The sequence below is a fragment of the Nocardioides ultimimeridianus genome (assembly GCF_054777895.1).
In genome coordinates this window covers 95,974-111,525 of the sequence record NZ_BAAHAB010000020.1, presented here as the reverse complement: position 1 = coordinate 111,525, position 15,552 = coordinate 95,974, and the positions used below count along the sequence as shown (strand labels likewise).

Here is a 15,552-nt window from a genome sequence, read left to right as displayed (position 1 = left end):
TCACCCCTTGGCGAGGAAGGCCAGCAGGTCCTGCCGGGTGAGTACGCCGACGGGCTTGCCGTCCTCGTGGACGAGCACCGCGTCGGCGTTCTCCAGCATCACCACCGCGTCGGTCGCTGCCTCCGTGGAGCCGATCGTCGGCAGCGGCTCGGACATGTGCTGCTCGACGGAGTCGGCGAGGCGGGCCTTGCCGGCGTACAGGGCGTCGAGGAGGGCGCGCTCGGAGACGGACCCGGCGACCTCGGCCGCCACGATCGGCGGCTCGGCACGCACGACGGGCATCTGGGACACGCCGTACTCCTGCAGGATCGAGATGGCCTCGGCGATGGTCTCGGTGGGGTGGGTGTGGACCAGGGCCGGCAGCCCGCGGGACTTGGTGCGCAGCACCTCCCCGACGGTCTGCGACGCCTGCTCCCCGCCGGTGGCGAAGCCGTACTGCGCGAGCCAGTCGTCGTTGAACACCTTGCTCAGGTAGCCGCGGCCGCTGTCGGGCAGCAGCACCACGATCACCGCGTCGGTGCGACCCTCGGCCGCCAGCTCGGCGGCCAGCTGCTTCGCGGCGTACGCCGCCATGCCGCTCGAGCCACCGACCAGGAGGGCCTCCTCGCGGGCCAGCCGGCGGGTGTAGGCGAAGGAGTCGGCGTCGGAGACCTCGATGACCCGGTCGGCGACGGAGCGGTCGTAGGTCTCCGGCCAGAAGTCCTCACCGACGCCCTCGACCAGGTACGGGCGGCCGGTGCCGCCGGAGTAGACGCTGCCGGCCGGGTCGGCGCCGATGACCTGGATGTCGGGGTTCTGCTCCTTGAGGTAGCGGCCGACGCCGCTGATCGTGCCGCCGGTGCCCATGCCGGTCACGAAGTGGGTGATCCTCCCCCCGGTCTGCTGCCAGATCTCCGGACCGGTCTCCTCGTAGTGCGAGCGCGGGTTGTTCGGGTTGGAGTACTGGTCGGGCTTCCACGCGCCGGGCTGGCCGGCCAGCCGGTCGGAGACGTTGTAGTAGCTGTCGGGGTGCTCGGGAGCCACGGCGGTCGGGCAGACGACGACCTCGGCGCCGTACGCCTTGAGGACGTTGCGCTTGTCCTCGCTGACCTTGTCCGGGCACACGAAGATGCACTTGTAGCCGCGCTGCTGGGCCACCATCGCCAGGCCGACACCGGTGTTGCCCGACGTCGGCTCGACGATCGTGCCGCCCGGCTGCAGCGCGCCGGACGCCTCCGCAGCGTCGATCATCCGGCTCGCGATCCGGTCCTTCACCGAGCCGCCCGGGTTGAGGTACTCCACCTTCGCCAGCACCAGCGGGCCGTCCCTGCCGTCCGCGTCCAAGCTGCGGTCGAGGCGCACCAGCGGGGTGTGGCCGATCAGGTCCAGGACAGACTCGACGTACTCCATGCCCTCAACCTAGTGGGCGGTCCGTAAAGTTGCCCCGTGACCAAGGCTGGGGCGGCACGGAAGCTGGCGTCCGCCGCCCTGTACGGGGGCGGTGGGCTGTCCGTCGTCGGCGCGGGGCTCTACGGGGTCCTGGTCGGGGAGGCGAAGCTCGCCCGGAAGGTGATCGGGCCGGTCCGTGAGGACCCGCCGCCGGACTCGAGCGGTTGGTACGGCCGTGGCCGGCCCGGGCCGGCGATCCGGATCGCGCTGCTCGGCGACTCGATCGCCTGCGGCTACGGGGTGGAGCGGGTCGAGGAGACCACCGGTGCACTGATCGCGAGCGCGGTCGCCGAGCACGCCGACCGCCGCGTGTATCTGCGCGAGTTCTGCGTGGTCGGGGCGCGCTCCTCGGATCTGGGCAAGCAGGTCGATCGGGCGCTGCCCATCGAGCCGGAGCTCGTCGTCATCATCATCGGCGGCAACGACGTGACCCACACGGTCTCGCCGTCGCAGTCGGTGCGCCACCTCTCCGAGGCCGTACGCCGCTTCCGCGCGGCCGGTGCGCACGTCGTCGTGGCCACCTGCCCCGACCTCGGGACGGTCCAGCCGATCGCCCCGCCGCTGCGCCAGGTCGCGCGGTCCTGGTCGCGCCGGCTCGCGGCCGCGCAGACCATCGCCGTGGTCGAGGGCGGCGGCCGGACGGTGTCGATCGGCTCGCTGCTCGGACCGGAGTTCGCGGCGGCGCCCGCGCTCTTCTTCGGCCCCGACCACTTCCACCCGTCGGCCGAGGGCTATCGCGCCCTCGCCCACGTGCTGATCCCGTCGCTGCTGGCATCGCTCGGCGAGCAGCCCGAGACCGAGTCCGTGCTGGCGGCATACCGCGGCGAGGGCGTGCTGCCCATCACCCGCGCGGCCGTGCAGGCCGTGCGCCAGCCGGGTACCGAGCTGGACGGCACCGAGATCGGCGGCCGGCGGGCCGGCGTACGCGGGCTCTGGGTGGAGCTGCGGCACCGCCAGCGGCGCGCCCAGGTCGTCGGCGAGGCCCCGGAGGCCACCGAGTAGGTCCGGTCATGCAGAACGCCCGGCCCCGACAGTGTCGGGACCGGGCGTTCGTGCGAGCGGGGTCAGTTCCTCTGCAGCGAGGCGAGGATGCGCAGCAGGTTGGTGTAGATCCAGACCAGGCTGACCAGCAGCGCGAACGACGCACGCCACGACTCACGCCGCGGCAGACCGTTGCGGACGCCCTGCTCGACGAAGTCGAAGTCCAGGATCAGCATGAACACACCGAGCACCAGGCCCGCGACGGCGAACAGGATGCCGATCGCGCCACTGTCGAACAGGCCGAGGCCGGCGCCGAACATGTTCAGCACGACCTCCATGATACTCAGGCCGACCATGCCCCACATCGCGGCCATGACGCCGTGACGGAACTTGTCACCGACCTTGATGTTCATGAACTTGTAGACCGCGAGGGTGCCGCCGAACGCGGCGAACGTGCCGAGGACCGCCTGGATGACGACGCCGGGCGCGTAGGTGTTGAAGTACTCGCTCACCGCGCCGAGCGCGACGCCCTCGGCGGCCGCGAAGGCCAGCACCAGGGCGGGGCTGACGACCCGCTTGAAGGAGTTGACCATCGACAGCACGAACGCCAGGCCGGAGCCGATGACGGACGCGGCGATGAGGGCCCGCGGGACCTCGCCGGTGTAGGAGTCGACCGCCGGGGTGACCACCCAGGTGATCGCCGCCGCGACGATGGTGACCAGCAGCGTCAGGGCGGTGCTCTGGACGACCGAGTCGATGGTCATCCGGCCCTGGTCGGCCTGCGTCCCGCCGTACGGCGTGTGCGTGGGGGTGCCGTACTGGTTGTAGGTCGGCTGCTCGCCGAAGCCCTGGTAGGGCGCGCCGTTGCCGGCGTAGGTGGGGTTGCCGTACGCGTTGCCGGCTTTGAACTCGTCCGAGCGCCGGAACACCGGGTTGTTGCTCTGCATGGTCTCCTCCAGGGGACGGCCAGGGTTGTGCGAGCCAGTCTAGGGCTCACCATGGTCAACGTACGGGGATCGCTCCGCGTTCCCGCGATCACGACCGCCGCAGGCGTACGACGGTGTCCCGCACCTGCACCGGCCCGTCGGGACCGTCCTGCACCCGCTCCGGGGTGTCGGCGACCTCGACCTCCCAGCCATCGCCCGGCGCCCCGAGCGTCGTCAGCACCCGGTCGGGCTCGAACAGCAGCCCGTCGCCGTGCGGGCGCCGCACGCCGGACTCGACATCGTGCGGGTGGTGTGCGGTGACGAGCAGCCGGCCTCCCGGCGCGACCGCGGCGCCGATCCGCCGGTAGATCCCGGCGAAGTCCTCCGCCGGGACGTGCAGGAAGCTGACCGTCACCAGGTCGAAGGCGCCCGGTGCGCCCGGGACGGCTTCGCCCAGGGCGTCCCAGATCGCCGTCGTGACGCGGACTCCGCGCGCAGCCGCGTGCTCGCGCACCTTCCCGAGCGCGACAGGAGAGACGTCGACCGCGGTCACGTCCCAGCCGCGCTCGGCCAGCCAGATCGCGTCGCCGCCCTCGCCGCAGGCCACGTCGAGGGCGCTTCCCGGCGCCAGGTCGGACGCCTGCTCGACGAGCCGCGCGTTGGGATTGCCGGACCAGACCCGGTCGCTGCCGGCGTACCTCTCGTCCCAGACGTGCGCGGTGAGGTTCGCGCGCTTCTCCTCCAGGGAGAGGTCGTCGTGGTGCTCGGCGTGGTGGTGGCGGTGCGGTTCGGCCATGTGCCCCCGCTGGGACTCGAACCCAGACTGCGCTGTTTTTAAGACAGCTTCCTCTGCCGGTTGGGATACGGGGGCGTGCGGCTCACTCTGCCACCCTCATAAGTACGTCTGGCGCGCGAAGATCGCGTGCGCGCCCGCCACCCGGTCCAGGAACAGGAATCCGTCGGTGTGGTCGATCTCGTGCTGCAGCGCCCGGGCCTCGAAGGCGTCGGTCTCGACCTCGACCCACTCCCCCGTGCCGGGCAGCTGGCCCTTGACGGTCAGCCGCGACCCTCGCTTCACGTCGCCGGTGAGATCGGGGACGCTCATGCAGCCCTCGCGGGCCTTCTCGTTGCGCGAGGCGCTGACGACCTCGGCGTTGCAGAGCACGAACATGCCGTGCCGGGTGCGGGCCTTGGGGTGGTCGGAGACGTCGACACTGAACACCCGCGCGGAGACGCCGATCTGGTTCGCGGCGAGGCCGACGCAGCCGGGGCTGACCCGCTGGGTCGCCACCAGGTCGGCCGCCAGCTGGACGATGTCGGGGTCGGTGGGGTCGACGTCGGCGCCCCGGATCGAGAGGACCTCGGCAGGAGCGCGTACGACGTCGCGCACCCGGCCTTCCACGCCGAGCTCGGCCTCCGTCCAGGCCGCGAGCCTGTCACTCACAGGTCGTCGGCCTCGACGGGGCGCAGCGTCGCGGTGACGCCGACCCGTCCCGCAGCCGCCCGGACGGCGTCCTCCAGGGCCTGCGCGTCGACCGAGGCCGGCAGGTCGATCTCGGCGACCAGCAGGTAGAGCTCCCCGGCCAGACGGGTGGTGAGGTCGGTGATGTTGCCGCCGACCGCGGCGACCTCGCCGACGACCTCGGACACGATCCCGGGCCGGTCGCCGCCGTGGACGGTGAGGACCCACGGCGATCCGGGCGTGGCGAGGGCAGGGTCGTCGGTCACCGGGCGTACCGCCACGTCGAGCGCACCATCGGCCGCGAGCGCCGCCAGAGCCGCCTCGATGTCGGCGGCGGCCACCTCGCCGCGACACAGCAGCATCATCGAGAAGTGCCCGCGCAGCAGGGTCATCGTCGAGTCCTCGACGTTGAGCCCCAGGCCGGCCAGGCCGGCGGTCGTGGCGGCGATGATGCCGGGCCGGTCGTGGCCGAGCACGGTGACGGCGTACAGGTCGGAGGTCACGCGCCCATCATGGACCAGGCGATGCCGTCGAGGATGTCGGTCTCGGCGACGGTCAGGGTCGGCAGCGGCGAGCGCCGCAGGATCCGCGACAGCACCAGCGCGCCCGCGTCGATCACGTCCGCGCGGCCCGGGTGCATCCACCCGAGCGCGAGCCGCTCCGCCACCGTCATCGCGACCAGCTCGTCGACCTGACGCTGGACGTCGGCGACGGCGAGCACCTGGCGGTCGATCGCATCGCGGTCGTACGTCGCCAGGCCGAGCGTGCCCGCCGCGATGGTCGTGATCGTGCCGGCCACGCCGACGATCGACGCCGCGTCGGCCGGGTCCACCGGGCAGGTGTCGAGGGCCGCGTCGATGTCGGCGACGCAGGCGGCGATCTGCTCGGCTGAGGGCGGGTCGCCGCCGAGACGGCGCTCGTGCAGCCGCACCGACCCGATGTTCATCGAGTGCGCGCGGTCCGGGCCGCCCGCCGGCGTACCGAGGATCAGCTCGGTGGATCCACCGCCGATGTCGATGACCATGACCGGGGTGGCGAGGTCCGGCAGGCCGCGGACGGCGCCCGCGAACGCGAGCCGCGCCTCCTCCTCGCCGGAGAGGACCTCGGGGGTGATGCCGAGCCGCTCCTGCACCCCGGCGGTGAACACCGAGGCGTTCGAGGCGTCGCGGGTGGCGGAGGTCGCGCAGAAGCGGATCCGCTCCACGCCGGCGTCGCGGATCAGGACGGCGTACTCGTCGATCGCCGCGAACACCCGGACCAGAGCCTCCTCGGCCAGCCGTCCGGTGGCGTCGACACCCTGGCCGAGCCGCACCATCCGGCTCTCCCGGACCGACACCTCGGGCAGCGAGCCGATCAGGAGCTTGATGGTGTTGGTGCCGCAGTCGATCGCGGCGACGGGCGCGGGCCTCGATACGACGCTCGCTCGTTCCTCGCTCACGTCACTCGACCAACGCCGCGGCTTCGCCGGGCGAGACGCAGGGACCCTTGCTCCACCACTCGCCGAGCAGCTCGAGGGCCTCGTCGCCCAGCGGGTTGACGCCCGGCCCGGCGGCCAGCGCGTGCGCCACGAGGACGTGGATGCACTTGACCCGGTCCGGCATCCCGCCGGCCGAGATGCCCTCGATCTCGGGCACCTCCAGATCGTGCGCCGCGCCGACCTCGGCACGGTCGCGGAGGTAGGACTCGTGGGCCGCCCGGTACGCCGCCGCGAGCTCCTCGTCGGTGCCGAGCCGGTCCTGCATCTCGCGCATCAGCCCGGACTGCTCCAGGGTGCCGATCAGGGAGTTCACCCGCGGGCAGGTGAGGTAGTAGGTGGTCGGGAACGGCGTACCGCTGGGGAGGCGGGGCTCGGTGACGACGACGTCGGGGTTGCCGCACGGGCAGCGGTGCCCGACCGCGTGCACGCCCCGGGACTCACGGCCGAGCTGGGCCGCGACGGCCGCCTCGTCGTCGGCCGTGAAGGGGCCGGCGAAGTCGTTCACTGCGCAGCCGATCCCTTCGGCGCCGTGATGGTGCCGTCCTCGGGTGCGGGGATGGTGGTCGGCGGGTCACCGGCGACCTTCATCGACGCCCAGGCGGTGGAGTACCAGGTCGGCGTCGTGGGCTTGCCGACCGTCGACGGGTCCGAGAGCTGGGTGGTCCCGTCCAGCGGCTTGCCGTTGCCGTCGACCACGACGTACGGCGTCTCGCCGCGCTGCACGTAGCCGAAGCGCGACTTCGCCTGCTGCGCGATGTACGCCGGGTCGTGCAGCCGCTGGCGCTCCTGCTCGCCCGCGGCGATCGCGGCGTTGGTCGCGGCGATGTGGCTCAGCGTCTGGTCGGTCTGGCTGCGCTGCTGCAGGTAGGCCCGCAGCGAGGACGCGTAGGAGACCGCCAGGACCGCCAGGACGAGCACGAGGATCGCGGCCCGGCTGGTGAGCCGGGTGCGCTGCTTGTCCTCCGCGACCGCCTTCGCGCGGGCCGCCAGCTTCTCCCGCTGGGCGTCACGGCGCGCGACCGCCTCGGCCGACCGGGCCGCAGCGGCCGGGCTGGTGCGTCCGTTGGCAGGACGTCCCGGCTTGCGGCTGGTGCGACGCGGATCGGCCATGGTGGGTCTCCTCCGGATCAGCCCTGGTAGCGCGGGAAGGCCGACGCGCCGGCGTACACGGCGGCGTCTCCGAGCTCGTCCTCGATGCGGAGCAGCTGGTTGTACTTCGCCACCCGCTCGGACCGGGCCGGGGCGCCGGTCTTGATCTGGCCGCAGTTCGTCGCCACCGCGAGGTCGGCGATGGTGGTGTCCTCGGTCTCGCCCGAGCGGTGGCTCATCATGTTGCGCATGCCGCTGCGGTGGGCGAGCTCGACGGCGTCGAGGGTCTCGGTGAGCGAGCCGATCTGGTTGACCTTGACCAGCATCGCGTTGGCCTGACCGCCGGCGATGCCGCGGCGCAGCCGCTCGACGTTGGTGACGAACAGGTCGTCGCCGACGAGCTGGGTCTTGTCGCCGAGCTGGTCGGTGATGGCCTTCCAGCCGTCCCAGTCCTCCTCGTCGAGGGGGTCCTCGATGGACACGATCGGGTAGTTCGCGACGAGGTCGGCGTAGTAGGCGATCATCTCGTCGGCCGACTTCTGCGCGCCCTCGAAGGTGTAGGAGCCGTTCTCGCAGAACTCCGTGGCGGCCACGTCGAGCGCGAGCACGACGTCCTCGCCCAGCCGGTAGCCGGCCTTGCCCACGGCCTCCGCGATCAGGTCGAGCGCGGCGCGGTTGGACTCCAGGTCCGGGGCGAAGCCGCCCTCGTCGCCGACGCCGGTGGACAGGCCGCGGTCCTTCAGCACCGCCTTGAGCGCGTGGTAGACCTCCGCACCCATCCGCAGGGCCTCCCGGAAGCTCGGGGCGCCGATCGGGGCGACCATGAACTCCTGGATGTCCACATTGGTGTCGGCGTGCGCGCCACCGTTGAGGATGTTCATCATCGGCACCGGCAGGACGTGGGCGTTCGGGCCGCCGACGTACCGGTAGAGCGGGAGGTCGGCGGAGTCGGCCGCTGCGCGGGCGACCGCGAGCGAGACGCCGAGGATCGCGTTGGCGCCGATCTCGGCCTTGTTCGGGGTGCCGTCCAGGTCGAGCATGGTCTGGTCGATCAGCCGCTGGTCGGTGGCGTCGAGGCCCTCGAGCGCCGGGCCGAGCCGGTGGATCACCGCGTCGACGGCCTTCTGGACGCCCTTGCCGGCGTACCGGTCGCCGGCGTCGCGCAGCTCGACGGCCTCGAACGCGCCGGTGGAGGCACCACTGGGCACCATGGCCCGGGCGAAGGACCCGTCGTCGAGGAGGACCTCGACCTCGACGGTGGGGTTGCCGCGCGAATCGAGGATCTCGCGGGCTCCGACGGCTTCGATCGCTGCCACGTGAACTGCTCCTGGTGAAAGGGTGGGGGCTGTCGTCTCGCAACCCTAGACGCCGGGACGGGCCGGATCCGGCAGCACCCACCGAGCGAGCCCCTCTCGGATGCGCGGGGGGTGGCATGCTGTCGCCGTGCCACCGCGCCTCCCCCGCGACGTCTACGACCGCGGCACGGACCCCGACCCCCGGTTCTCGCTCGCCAACGAGCGGACCTTCCTGGCCTGGATCCGTACGGCGCTGGCGCTCACCGGCGGCGCCATCGCGGTGCATGCGCCGGCCCTCGGCTTCCCCACCTGGGTGAGCGTGACGCTGTCCGCCATCGCCCTGGTGCTGGCCGCCGTCGCGGTCAGCCAGGCCTACCTGCGGTGGCGGCGTACCGAGGTGGCGGTGCGGACCGGCGCGGCGATGCCGGGCTTCACCGGCGGGATGGTCTTCGCCGCCGGGGTCGGGCTGCTGGTCCTGACGGCCCTGGCCGCCACCGTCATTCGCTGACCGGCTCGGCGGAGGCGAGGATCGCGCCGAAGACCGCCCCGAACAGGCGCGCGCAGCGCGCACTCATCTCCTCGGCGGTCGTGCCGGGATGCTCGGCCCACCACGTGACGAGCGCGTCGAAGACGCTGCTCCACACCGCGACCAGGGCGGACACGTCGTCCTCGTCGTCGTCGCCCGCGAGCCGCATCAGCTCGGAGACGCCGTCCACCGCGAGCGCCTCGACCTTGCGGCGGTACGGCGCCAGCACGTCGGCCACCTCGCTGACCGACCCCAGCGTGGGGTCGTTGACGAGGGTCCAGATCCAGGGCCGGTCCGCGAGCGAGACGAAGATGCCGTCGAGCGTCACGAGCGCCCGCTCCAGGCCGACCTCGCCCAGCCCTGCGGAGCGCTCGATCTCGGCGACGATCACCTCGGCGGCGTGTGCCAGACACGCCGACAACAGGCCCTCGCGGGATCCGAAGTAGTTGTAGATGAGCGGCTTGGAGATGCCCGCGCGCTCGGCGATCTCGGCGACCGAAGCGAGCGCGGCGCCGCGCTCCGCGAAGACCTCGCCGGCGACGGTGAGGATCTGCGCCTCCCGGTCGGCCCGGGCCACGCCCTTGGTCCCGGTGCGTCCACCCGTCTTCGCCCTGGTCACGGGAGCAGCCTAGCGCGCGATGTGACTTCGTGGTAACTTACCGTCAAGTCACATCCCATCGACCGCCCCGAGGACGACCGATGCACGAACTGCTGGACCCCTGGAAGAACCCGCTGACCTATGCGATCCCCTTCTTCCTGCTCAGCATCGCCCTCGAGCTGGCGGCACTGAAGTGGCTGGACCACGACGAGTCGACCGGCTACAACGCCAAGGACGCCGGGACGAGCATCGGGATGGGCGCGATCTCGCTCGTGTTCACGACCGGCTTCAAGATCGCCTCGTTCTTCATGTTCGTCTGGGCCTACGACCACCTCGCGCCGTGGCACCTGCCGACCGACAGGTGGTGGTACTGGGTCCTCGTGATCGCCGGCCTCGACCTGTGCTTCTACACCGTGCACCGCTTCGTGCACCGGGTGAACCTCGGCTGGGCCGCCCACCAGGCGCACCACTCCTCGGAGTACATGAACTTCGGCACGGCCCTGCGGCAGAAGTGGAACCCGTGGTTCGACGCCGTCTTCTTCCTGCCGCTGCCGCTGCTCGGCTTCGCGCCGTGGACCCTCTACCTGGCGTTCTCGATCAACCTGATCTGGCAGTTCTTCACCCACACCGAGCAGATCGACAAGCTTCCCCGCCCGATCGAGCTGATCTTCAACACCCCGTCGCACCACCGCGTCCACCACGGCTCGGACCCGATCTACCTGGACAAGAACTACGCGGGCATCCTCATCATCTGGGACCGCATGTTCGGCACCTTCCAGGCCGAGATCCAGCGGCCGACGTATGGGCTCACCAAGCCGGTCGACACCTACAACATGCTCAAGCTGCAGTACGGCGACTACGCGCGGATCATCCGCAGCGTCCGGTCGACCTCGAGCTGGCGGGAGCGCGCCGACTACGTCTTCGGGCCTCCGGGCTGGACGCCCTCGACGCCCGCTACGGCTGCAGACCCAGTCGCCGCATCCGCTCCGCGTGGCGGTCGCTGAGCCGGCCGAACATCCGGCCGATCTCCACCAGGTCCCAGGCCGGTACGCCGGCGGCCCCGCCCACCAGGAACGCCGTGAGCGACTCGCGCTCCGCGGCGACCCGCTGGGCCTGGGTCAGCGCCTCGGCCATCAGCCGGCGCGACCACAGCGCGAGCCGCCCGCCGAGCCGCGGATCGGCCTCGATCCCGGCCCGGGCGCGCGCCACTACGAAGGCTGCGTGCGGCCCCTCCTGCATCGAGGTCAGGATCAGCTCGCGGGTCTGGGGATCAAGGGTCGCCGCGATCTCGCGGTAGAAGTCGTCGACCAGCCCGTCGCCGACGTACGCCTTGACCAGGCCCTCGAACCAGTCCCGGGGCGCGGTGTGGGCGTGGAAGTCGTCGATCGGCGAGCGGAACGGCGCCATCGCGGCGAACGGGTCTCCCCCGAGGTCGCGGATCCGCTGGTGCAGCCGCGCCACCTTGCCGAACTCGGTGCTCGCCATGGTCGCGAGGGCGACCTTGTCCTCCAGGGTCGGTGCCAGCCGCGAGTCGTCCGCCATCCGCTCGAACGCGGAGATCTCGCCGTAGGCGACCGCGCCCAGCAGGTCCAGCAACGCCGCCCGGTACGCCGGGTCCTCGGGCATGCCCGGACCGCCGGCACCATCCTCCGGACCGCTGGATTCAGGCATGCGCGCAGGGTACCGATACCATCGAAACCGGCGAGAAGCTGCCTGGGCCGCTCGAGAGAGCGATCGGGCCGCCCGCCCGGGTCACCCCGACCCACGTATGTGCGCGGCTGAGTGTGAGTCAGCCGCTTCGAACCTTGGCGCCTGCCGACCGGCTGACGACACTCCTGAGAGCGATACGACCCTGACTACTGAAGAGAAGACCACCCCGACCTTCCGCGAGCTCGGCGTCATGCCGCAGATCTGCGACACGCTGGAGCGCAAGGGGATCATCTACCCCTTCGCGATCCAGGAGATGACCCTCTCGGTCGCCCTGCTGGGCACCGACCTGATCGGCCAGGCGCGCACCGGCACCGGCAAGACGCTGGCGTTCGGCATCCCCGTGATCCAGCGCAGCGTCGCGCCGACCGACCCCGACTACGCCGAGATCCCGCAGGGCAAGCCGCAGGCGCTCATCGTCGCGCCGACGCGTGAGCTCGCGCTGCAGGTCTTCAGCGACATCACCCTCGCCTCCGCCGACCGTGGCCTGCGCACCCTCGCGGTGTACGGCGGCGTCGGCTACGAGCCGCAGATCGAGGCCCTCGAGGCGGGCGTCGACATCGTCGTCGGCACCCCCGGCCGCCTCATCGACCTGGCCAACCGCAAGGTCCTCGACCTCTCGCACGTGCACGCGCTCGTCCTCGACGAGGCCGACGAGATGCTCGACCTCGGCTTCCTGCCCGACGTCGAGAAGCTGCTCCGGCTCACCCCGGAGACGCGCCAGACCATGCTGTTCTCGGCCACCATGCCGGCCGCGATCGTGTCGCTGGCCCGGATGCACATGCGGCACCCGATGAACATCCGCGCGGAGTCGTCGTACGAGAACGCGACGGTGCCCGCCACCGCCCAGTTCATCTACCTCGCCCACGACCTCGACAAGCCCGAGATCATCGGCCGGATCCTCCAGGCCGAGGACGTCGGCAAGATCGTGGTCTTCACCCGCACCAAGCGCCAGGCGCAGCGGGTGGCCGACGACCTCGTCGAGCGCGGCTTCCGCGCCAGCGCGCTGCACGGCGACATGGCCCAGGTGGCCCGCGAGAAGGCCCTGGCGAAGTTCCGTGAGGACAAGATCCAGGTCCTGGTCGCCACCGACGTCGCCGCCCGTGGCATCGACGTCGCCGGTGTCTCCCACGTCATCAACTACACCTGCCCCGAGGACGACAAGACCTACGTCCACCGGATCGGCCGCACCGGCCGCGCCGGCGCCTCCGGCATCGCGATCACGCTGGTCGACGCGACCGACGTGCACCGCTGGAAGATGATCAACAAGGCCCTCGACCTGCCGTTCGACGAGCCGACCGAGACCTACTCCACCTCCCCGCACCTGTTCCACGACCAGGGCATCCCGGAGGGCACCAAGGGCCGCATCGTCCCGCCGGCGCCGGTCGAGCGCAAGCCGCGCGAGTCGCGCGACGGTGGCCGCGATGGCGGTCGTGACGGCGGTCGCGAGCGTACGTCGGCGCCGCGCAACCGCGACCGCAACCGGACCCGCACCCGCAGCGGTGCCCCGGTCCAGGACGGTGGGGAGGGCTCGCCCGCCGCGTCCGCCCCCCGCACCGAGGGCGAGAAGCCGGCCGGCTCGGGCACCCGTCGCCGCCGTCGCCGCCCCAGCGGCGCCAAGCCGGCTGCCGACGCCAGCTGATCAGACGCCGACCGGCCTCGAGGTTCGCCTCGGGGCCGGTTCGCCTTTCTCCGGACCGGGCCGACTCAGGCGGTGACGACGACCGTCGTGCCGTCGGGAGCGAAGTCCCACAGCGCGATGGCGTCGGGCGTCGCCTGCCGGATGCAGCCGTGCGACTGCGGGGTGCCGAGCTGCGCGACGGTCTGCAGCGGCTCGCCGGACTTCTGCGGGATGGAGTGGAAGCCGATGGCCGCGCCGGTCGGGCCGTGCGTGAAGCGCACGAAGTACTGCATGGTGCCCGAGTCGTCGACGCCCACGGCCCAGCGCGAGCGGGAGTAGACCTGGTAGGTGCCGGGGTGCAGGTTGTCGGTGACGCTGCCCGAGACCAGGTAGGTCCGGCGTACGCCGTCGTTGTGGTTCACCAGCCAGACGCGCTGCTCGCTCTGGCTGAACACGATCCGCCGGCCGTGGCCGGAGTCCGCGGGGAGCGCGGTCGTCGGGACCGTCTTGCGGGCGGTCGTGCTCGGGGTGGAGGACGGGGTGGTGCTGGGGGTGGTGCTGGGCGTGGTGCTCGGCGTCGTGCCGGTCGTCGGCGTGCCGGCCGGTGCGGCCGGGGGCTGCACCTGGGCGGCCGCCTGCCGCGCGACCGCGGCGGCCGAGGGCGGGCCGCTGTGCGGCAGCCAGCCGAACCCGCCCACGACCGCGACCAGGGTCACGATGGCGGAGACGGAGGCCGCGACGATGCGGCCGTAGCGCGGCTTGACCGCGCGGTGCCGGCCGTTGGCGGGCACGGCCCGCCGCTTCGGCTCCGGCCGTGCGGCCCGCTTACCGGCGGCCACGACGCCCTGCCCGCTCGATCAGGTTGGCCGCCACCTCGCGATAGGCGACCGCGCCCTTGCTGCTGCGGCTGGTGGCGAGGATCGAGCGCCCCGCGGCGGGTGCCTCGGCGAACTTGATCGTCTTCGGGATCGGGGGCTCGATGACCTCGAGGCTGTAGGTGTCGCTGATCGTCTCGAGCACGGCCCGCGCGTGGTTGGTGCGGCCGTCGTACAGCGTCGGCAGGACACCCCAGACCTCGAGGTCGCGGTTGGTGAAGCGGCGTACGTCGTGCACGGTGTCGAGCAGCTGACCGACCCCACGGTGCGACAGGGTCTCGCACTGTAGCGGGACGAGTACGCCGGTCGCGGCCGTGAGCGCGGCGACGGTGAGCACACCGAGCGACGGCGGGCAGTCCAGCAGGACCCAGTCGTAGTGCTCGTCGGCCGCGGCCAGGTCCTCGACCACCCCGCGCAGGACGTGCTCGCGGCCGGTGCGGGTCAGCAGGTCGGCCTCGGCCCGGGCGAGCTCGATCGTGGCCGGCAGCAGGTCGACGCCGTCCTCGGTGGTGATGATCACGTCGGTGACGGGGATGCCCTTGGTCAGCACCTGGTGGACCGAGAGCTCGAGGTCCTCGGGGTCGATGCCCAGCGAGAACGTGAGGCAGGCCTGCGGGTCGAGGTCGACCAGGAGGACGCGCTGCCCGGCCTCGGCCATGGCCGCGCCGATGGAGGCGACACTCGTGGTCTTCGCGACGCCGCCCTTCTGGTTGGCGACGGCGAGCACGGTGGGGTTCTTGGACATCGCCCCCCATCATGCCGGACACACCCCGCCAGCGCCCGCATCCCTGCTTGACTTGGCCGCATGTCGACCGACCTGATCACCGGAGCCACCGCCGGCATCGGCCACGAGTTCGCCGTCCAGCTCGCCGCCCGCGGCGACGACCTGGTCCTCGTGGCCCGCGACGTGGCGCGGCTGGAGGAGGTGGCCGAGCAGCTGCGGGCGTCGTACGGCGTCGCCGTGGAGACCCTCTCGGCCGACCTCACCGACCCGGCCCAGCTGCAGACCGTGGCGGACCGCCTCGCCGACGCCGACCGCCCGATCGACCTGCTGGTCAACAACGCGGGCTTCGGGCTCAAGGAGCGCTTCCTGGACAACCCGGTCGAGCTCGAGATCGCCCAGCACGACGTGCTGGTGACGGCCGTGCTCCGGCTCTCCCACGCGGCGCTGGGCGGGATGACCCGGCGCGGCCACGGCGGCGTCATCAACGTCTCCAGCGTTGCCGCGTTCCTGCCCCGCGGGACCTACAGCGCCGCGAAGGCGTGGGTGAACAGCTTCGGCGCCTGGGCGCACAACGAGTACGCCGCTGCCGGGGTCAACGTCATGACGCTGTGCCCGGGCTTCGTGAAGACCGAGTTCCACCAGCGGCTCGGCATCGACCGCGACGCGAGCGCGCCGCGGGTGCTGTGGCTGGAGCCCGACCGGCTGGTCCGCGAGGCGCTGGCCGACTTCGACAGCGGCAAGGCCCTGTCGATCCCGTCCAAGCGCTACAAGGCCATCGTCGCCGGCACCCGCGTGGTGCCGCGCTCGGTGCTGCAGCGGATGCAGAGCATGGGCCGCAAGTAG

At 72.0% G+C, this 15,552-nt stretch carries 18 protein-coding genes and 1 tRNA gene; 5 read left to right on the top strand and 14 right to left on the bottom strand.

Annotated elements, in window-relative coordinates; translation table 11 throughout:
• Positions 1-1,389 (bottom strand): cystathionine beta-synthase, encoded by a 1,389-nt coding sequence (locus tag ACYU8V_RS17515; protein WP_460849168.1) that lies wholly within the window; start codon positions 1,387-1,389, stop codon positions 1-3.
• Between the two features lie 36 nt (positions 1,390-1,425).
• Between ACYU8V_RS17515 and ACYU8V_RS17510 the strand changes: the two genes are divergently transcribed.
• Entirely contained in the window at positions 1,426-2,430 is a 1,005-nt protein-coding gene (locus ACYU8V_RS17510; protein WP_460849167.1) for an SGNH/GDSL hydrolase family protein, read from the top strand.
• Positions 2,431-2,492: 62 nt separating this feature from the next.
• On the opposite strand, the gene ACYU8V_RS17505 is transcribed toward ACYU8V_RS17510, so the two are convergent.
• The 9 genes from ACYU8V_RS17505 to eno all read right to left on the bottom strand — a co-directional run bounded on the left by ACYU8V_RS17505 (position 2,493) and on the right by eno (position 8,679).
• Positions 2,493-3,356, bottom strand: coding sequence for a Bax inhibitor-1/YccA family protein (locus tag ACYU8V_RS17505; RefSeq protein WP_460849165.1), 864 nt, complete (start codon positions 3,354-3,356; stop codon positions 2,493-2,495).
• An 88-nt stretch (positions 3,357-3,444) separates the two neighbouring features.
• On the bottom strand, positions 3,445-4,131 hold the full coding sequence (locus tag ACYU8V_RS17500; RefSeq protein ID WP_460849164.1) for a class I SAM-dependent methyltransferase: 687 nt from the start codon (positions 4,129-4,131) through the stop codon (positions 3,445-3,447).
• 1 nt (position 4,132) lies between these two features.
• Positions 4,133-4,206, bottom strand: a tRNA-Leu gene (locus ACYU8V_RS17495).
• A 21-nt stretch (positions 4,207-4,227) separates the two neighbouring features.
• Positions 4,228-4,779 carry a peptide deformylase gene (locus tag ACYU8V_RS17490; RefSeq protein ID WP_460849163.1) on the bottom strand — a complete coding sequence of 184 codons (552 nt, stop codon included), beginning with the start codon at positions 4,777-4,779 and terminating at the stop codon, positions 4,228-4,230.
• Positions 4,776-5,300 (bottom strand): glycine cleavage system transcriptional repressor, encoded by a 525-nt coding sequence (locus ACYU8V_RS17485; protein WP_460849162.1) that lies wholly within the window; start codon positions 5,298-5,300, stop codon positions 4,776-4,778. Before ACYU8V_RS17485 ends, ACYU8V_RS17490 begins: the two co-directional genes overlap by 4 nt.
• Entirely contained in the window at positions 5,297-6,235 is a 939-nt protein-coding gene (locus ACYU8V_RS17480) for a Ppx/GppA phosphatase family protein (protein WP_460849161.1), read from the bottom strand. Before ACYU8V_RS17480 ends, ACYU8V_RS17485 begins: the two co-directional genes overlap by 4 nt.
• 1 nt (position 6,236) lies before the next feature.
• The gene (locus tag ACYU8V_RS17475; RefSeq protein WP_460849160.1) at positions 6,237-6,779 is read right to left on the bottom strand and encodes a DUF501 domain-containing protein; all 543 of its coding nucleotides are present in this window, start codon (positions 6,777-6,779) and stop codon (positions 6,237-6,239) included.
• A complete protein-coding gene (locus ACYU8V_RS17470; protein ID WP_460849159.1) occupies positions 6,776-7,384 on the bottom strand; it encodes an FtsB family cell division protein in 609 nt (202 codons plus the stop codon). Before ACYU8V_RS17470 ends, ACYU8V_RS17475 begins: the two co-directional genes overlap by 4 nt.
• A 17-nt stretch (positions 7,385-7,401) precedes the next feature.
• On the bottom strand, positions 7,402-8,679 hold the full coding sequence (eno, locus tag ACYU8V_RS17465) for a phosphopyruvate hydratase (protein ID WP_460849158.1): 1,278 nt from the start codon (positions 8,677-8,679) through the stop codon (positions 7,402-7,404).
• Between the two features lie 127 nt (positions 8,680-8,806).
• On the opposite strand from eno, the gene ACYU8V_RS17460 reads away from it, so the two are divergent.
• Positions 8,807-9,166: a YidH family protein gene (locus ACYU8V_RS17460; protein ID WP_460849157.1), complete on the top strand. Its 360-nt coding sequence runs from the start codon at positions 8,807-8,809 to the stop codon at positions 9,164-9,166.
• Here ACYU8V_RS17460 and ACYU8V_RS17455 read toward each other — a convergent pair.
• Complete coding sequence (locus ACYU8V_RS17455) at positions 9,156-9,803, bottom strand: TetR/AcrR family transcriptional regulator (RefSeq protein WP_460849156.1); 648 nt, start codon at positions 9,801-9,803, stop codon at positions 9,156-9,158. The two genes, ACYU8V_RS17460 and ACYU8V_RS17455, sit on opposite strands and share 11 nt — an antisense overlap.
• 80 nt (positions 9,804-9,883) lie before the next feature.
• On the opposite strand from ACYU8V_RS17455, the gene ACYU8V_RS17450 reads away from it, so the two are divergent.
• Entirely contained in the window at positions 9,884-10,786 is a 903-nt protein-coding gene (locus ACYU8V_RS17450) for a sterol desaturase family protein (protein WP_460849155.1), read from the top strand.
• Here the strand turns inward: ACYU8V_RS17450 and ACYU8V_RS17445 are convergent.
• Positions 10,737-11,453 (bottom strand): ferritin-like fold-containing protein, encoded by a 717-nt coding sequence (locus ACYU8V_RS17445; protein WP_460849154.1) that lies wholly within the window; start codon positions 11,451-11,453, stop codon positions 10,737-10,739. The two genes, ACYU8V_RS17450 and ACYU8V_RS17445, sit on opposite strands and share 50 nt — an antisense overlap.
• Positions 11,454-11,682: 229 nt before the next feature.
• Between ACYU8V_RS17445 and ACYU8V_RS17440 the strand changes: the two genes are divergently transcribed.
• On the top strand, positions 11,683-13,131 hold the full coding sequence (locus tag ACYU8V_RS17440) for a DEAD/DEAH box helicase (protein ID WP_460849153.1): 1,449 nt from the start codon (positions 11,683-11,685) through the stop codon (positions 13,129-13,131).
• Positions 13,132-13,196: 65 nt separating this feature from the next.
• Here the strand turns inward: ACYU8V_RS17440 and ACYU8V_RS17435 are convergent, their stop codons facing one another.
• Positions 13,197-13,949: a L,D-transpeptidase gene (locus ACYU8V_RS17435; protein WP_460849152.1), complete on the bottom strand. Its 753-nt coding sequence runs from the start codon at positions 13,947-13,949 to the stop codon at positions 13,197-13,199.
• Positions 13,936-14,730 (bottom strand): ParA family protein, encoded by a 795-nt coding sequence (locus ACYU8V_RS17430; RefSeq protein ID WP_460849151.1) that lies wholly within the window; start codon positions 14,728-14,730, stop codon positions 13,936-13,938. The genes ACYU8V_RS17435 and ACYU8V_RS17430 overlap by 14 nt, the downstream gene beginning before the upstream one ends.
• A gap of 60 nt (positions 14,731-14,790) precedes the next feature.
• Between ACYU8V_RS17430 and ACYU8V_RS17425 the strand changes: the two genes are divergently transcribed.
• Positions 14,791-15,552, top strand: a complete 762-nt coding sequence (locus ACYU8V_RS17425) for an SDR family NAD(P)-dependent oxidoreductase (protein WP_460849149.1) — start codon at positions 14,791-14,793, stop codon at positions 15,550-15,552.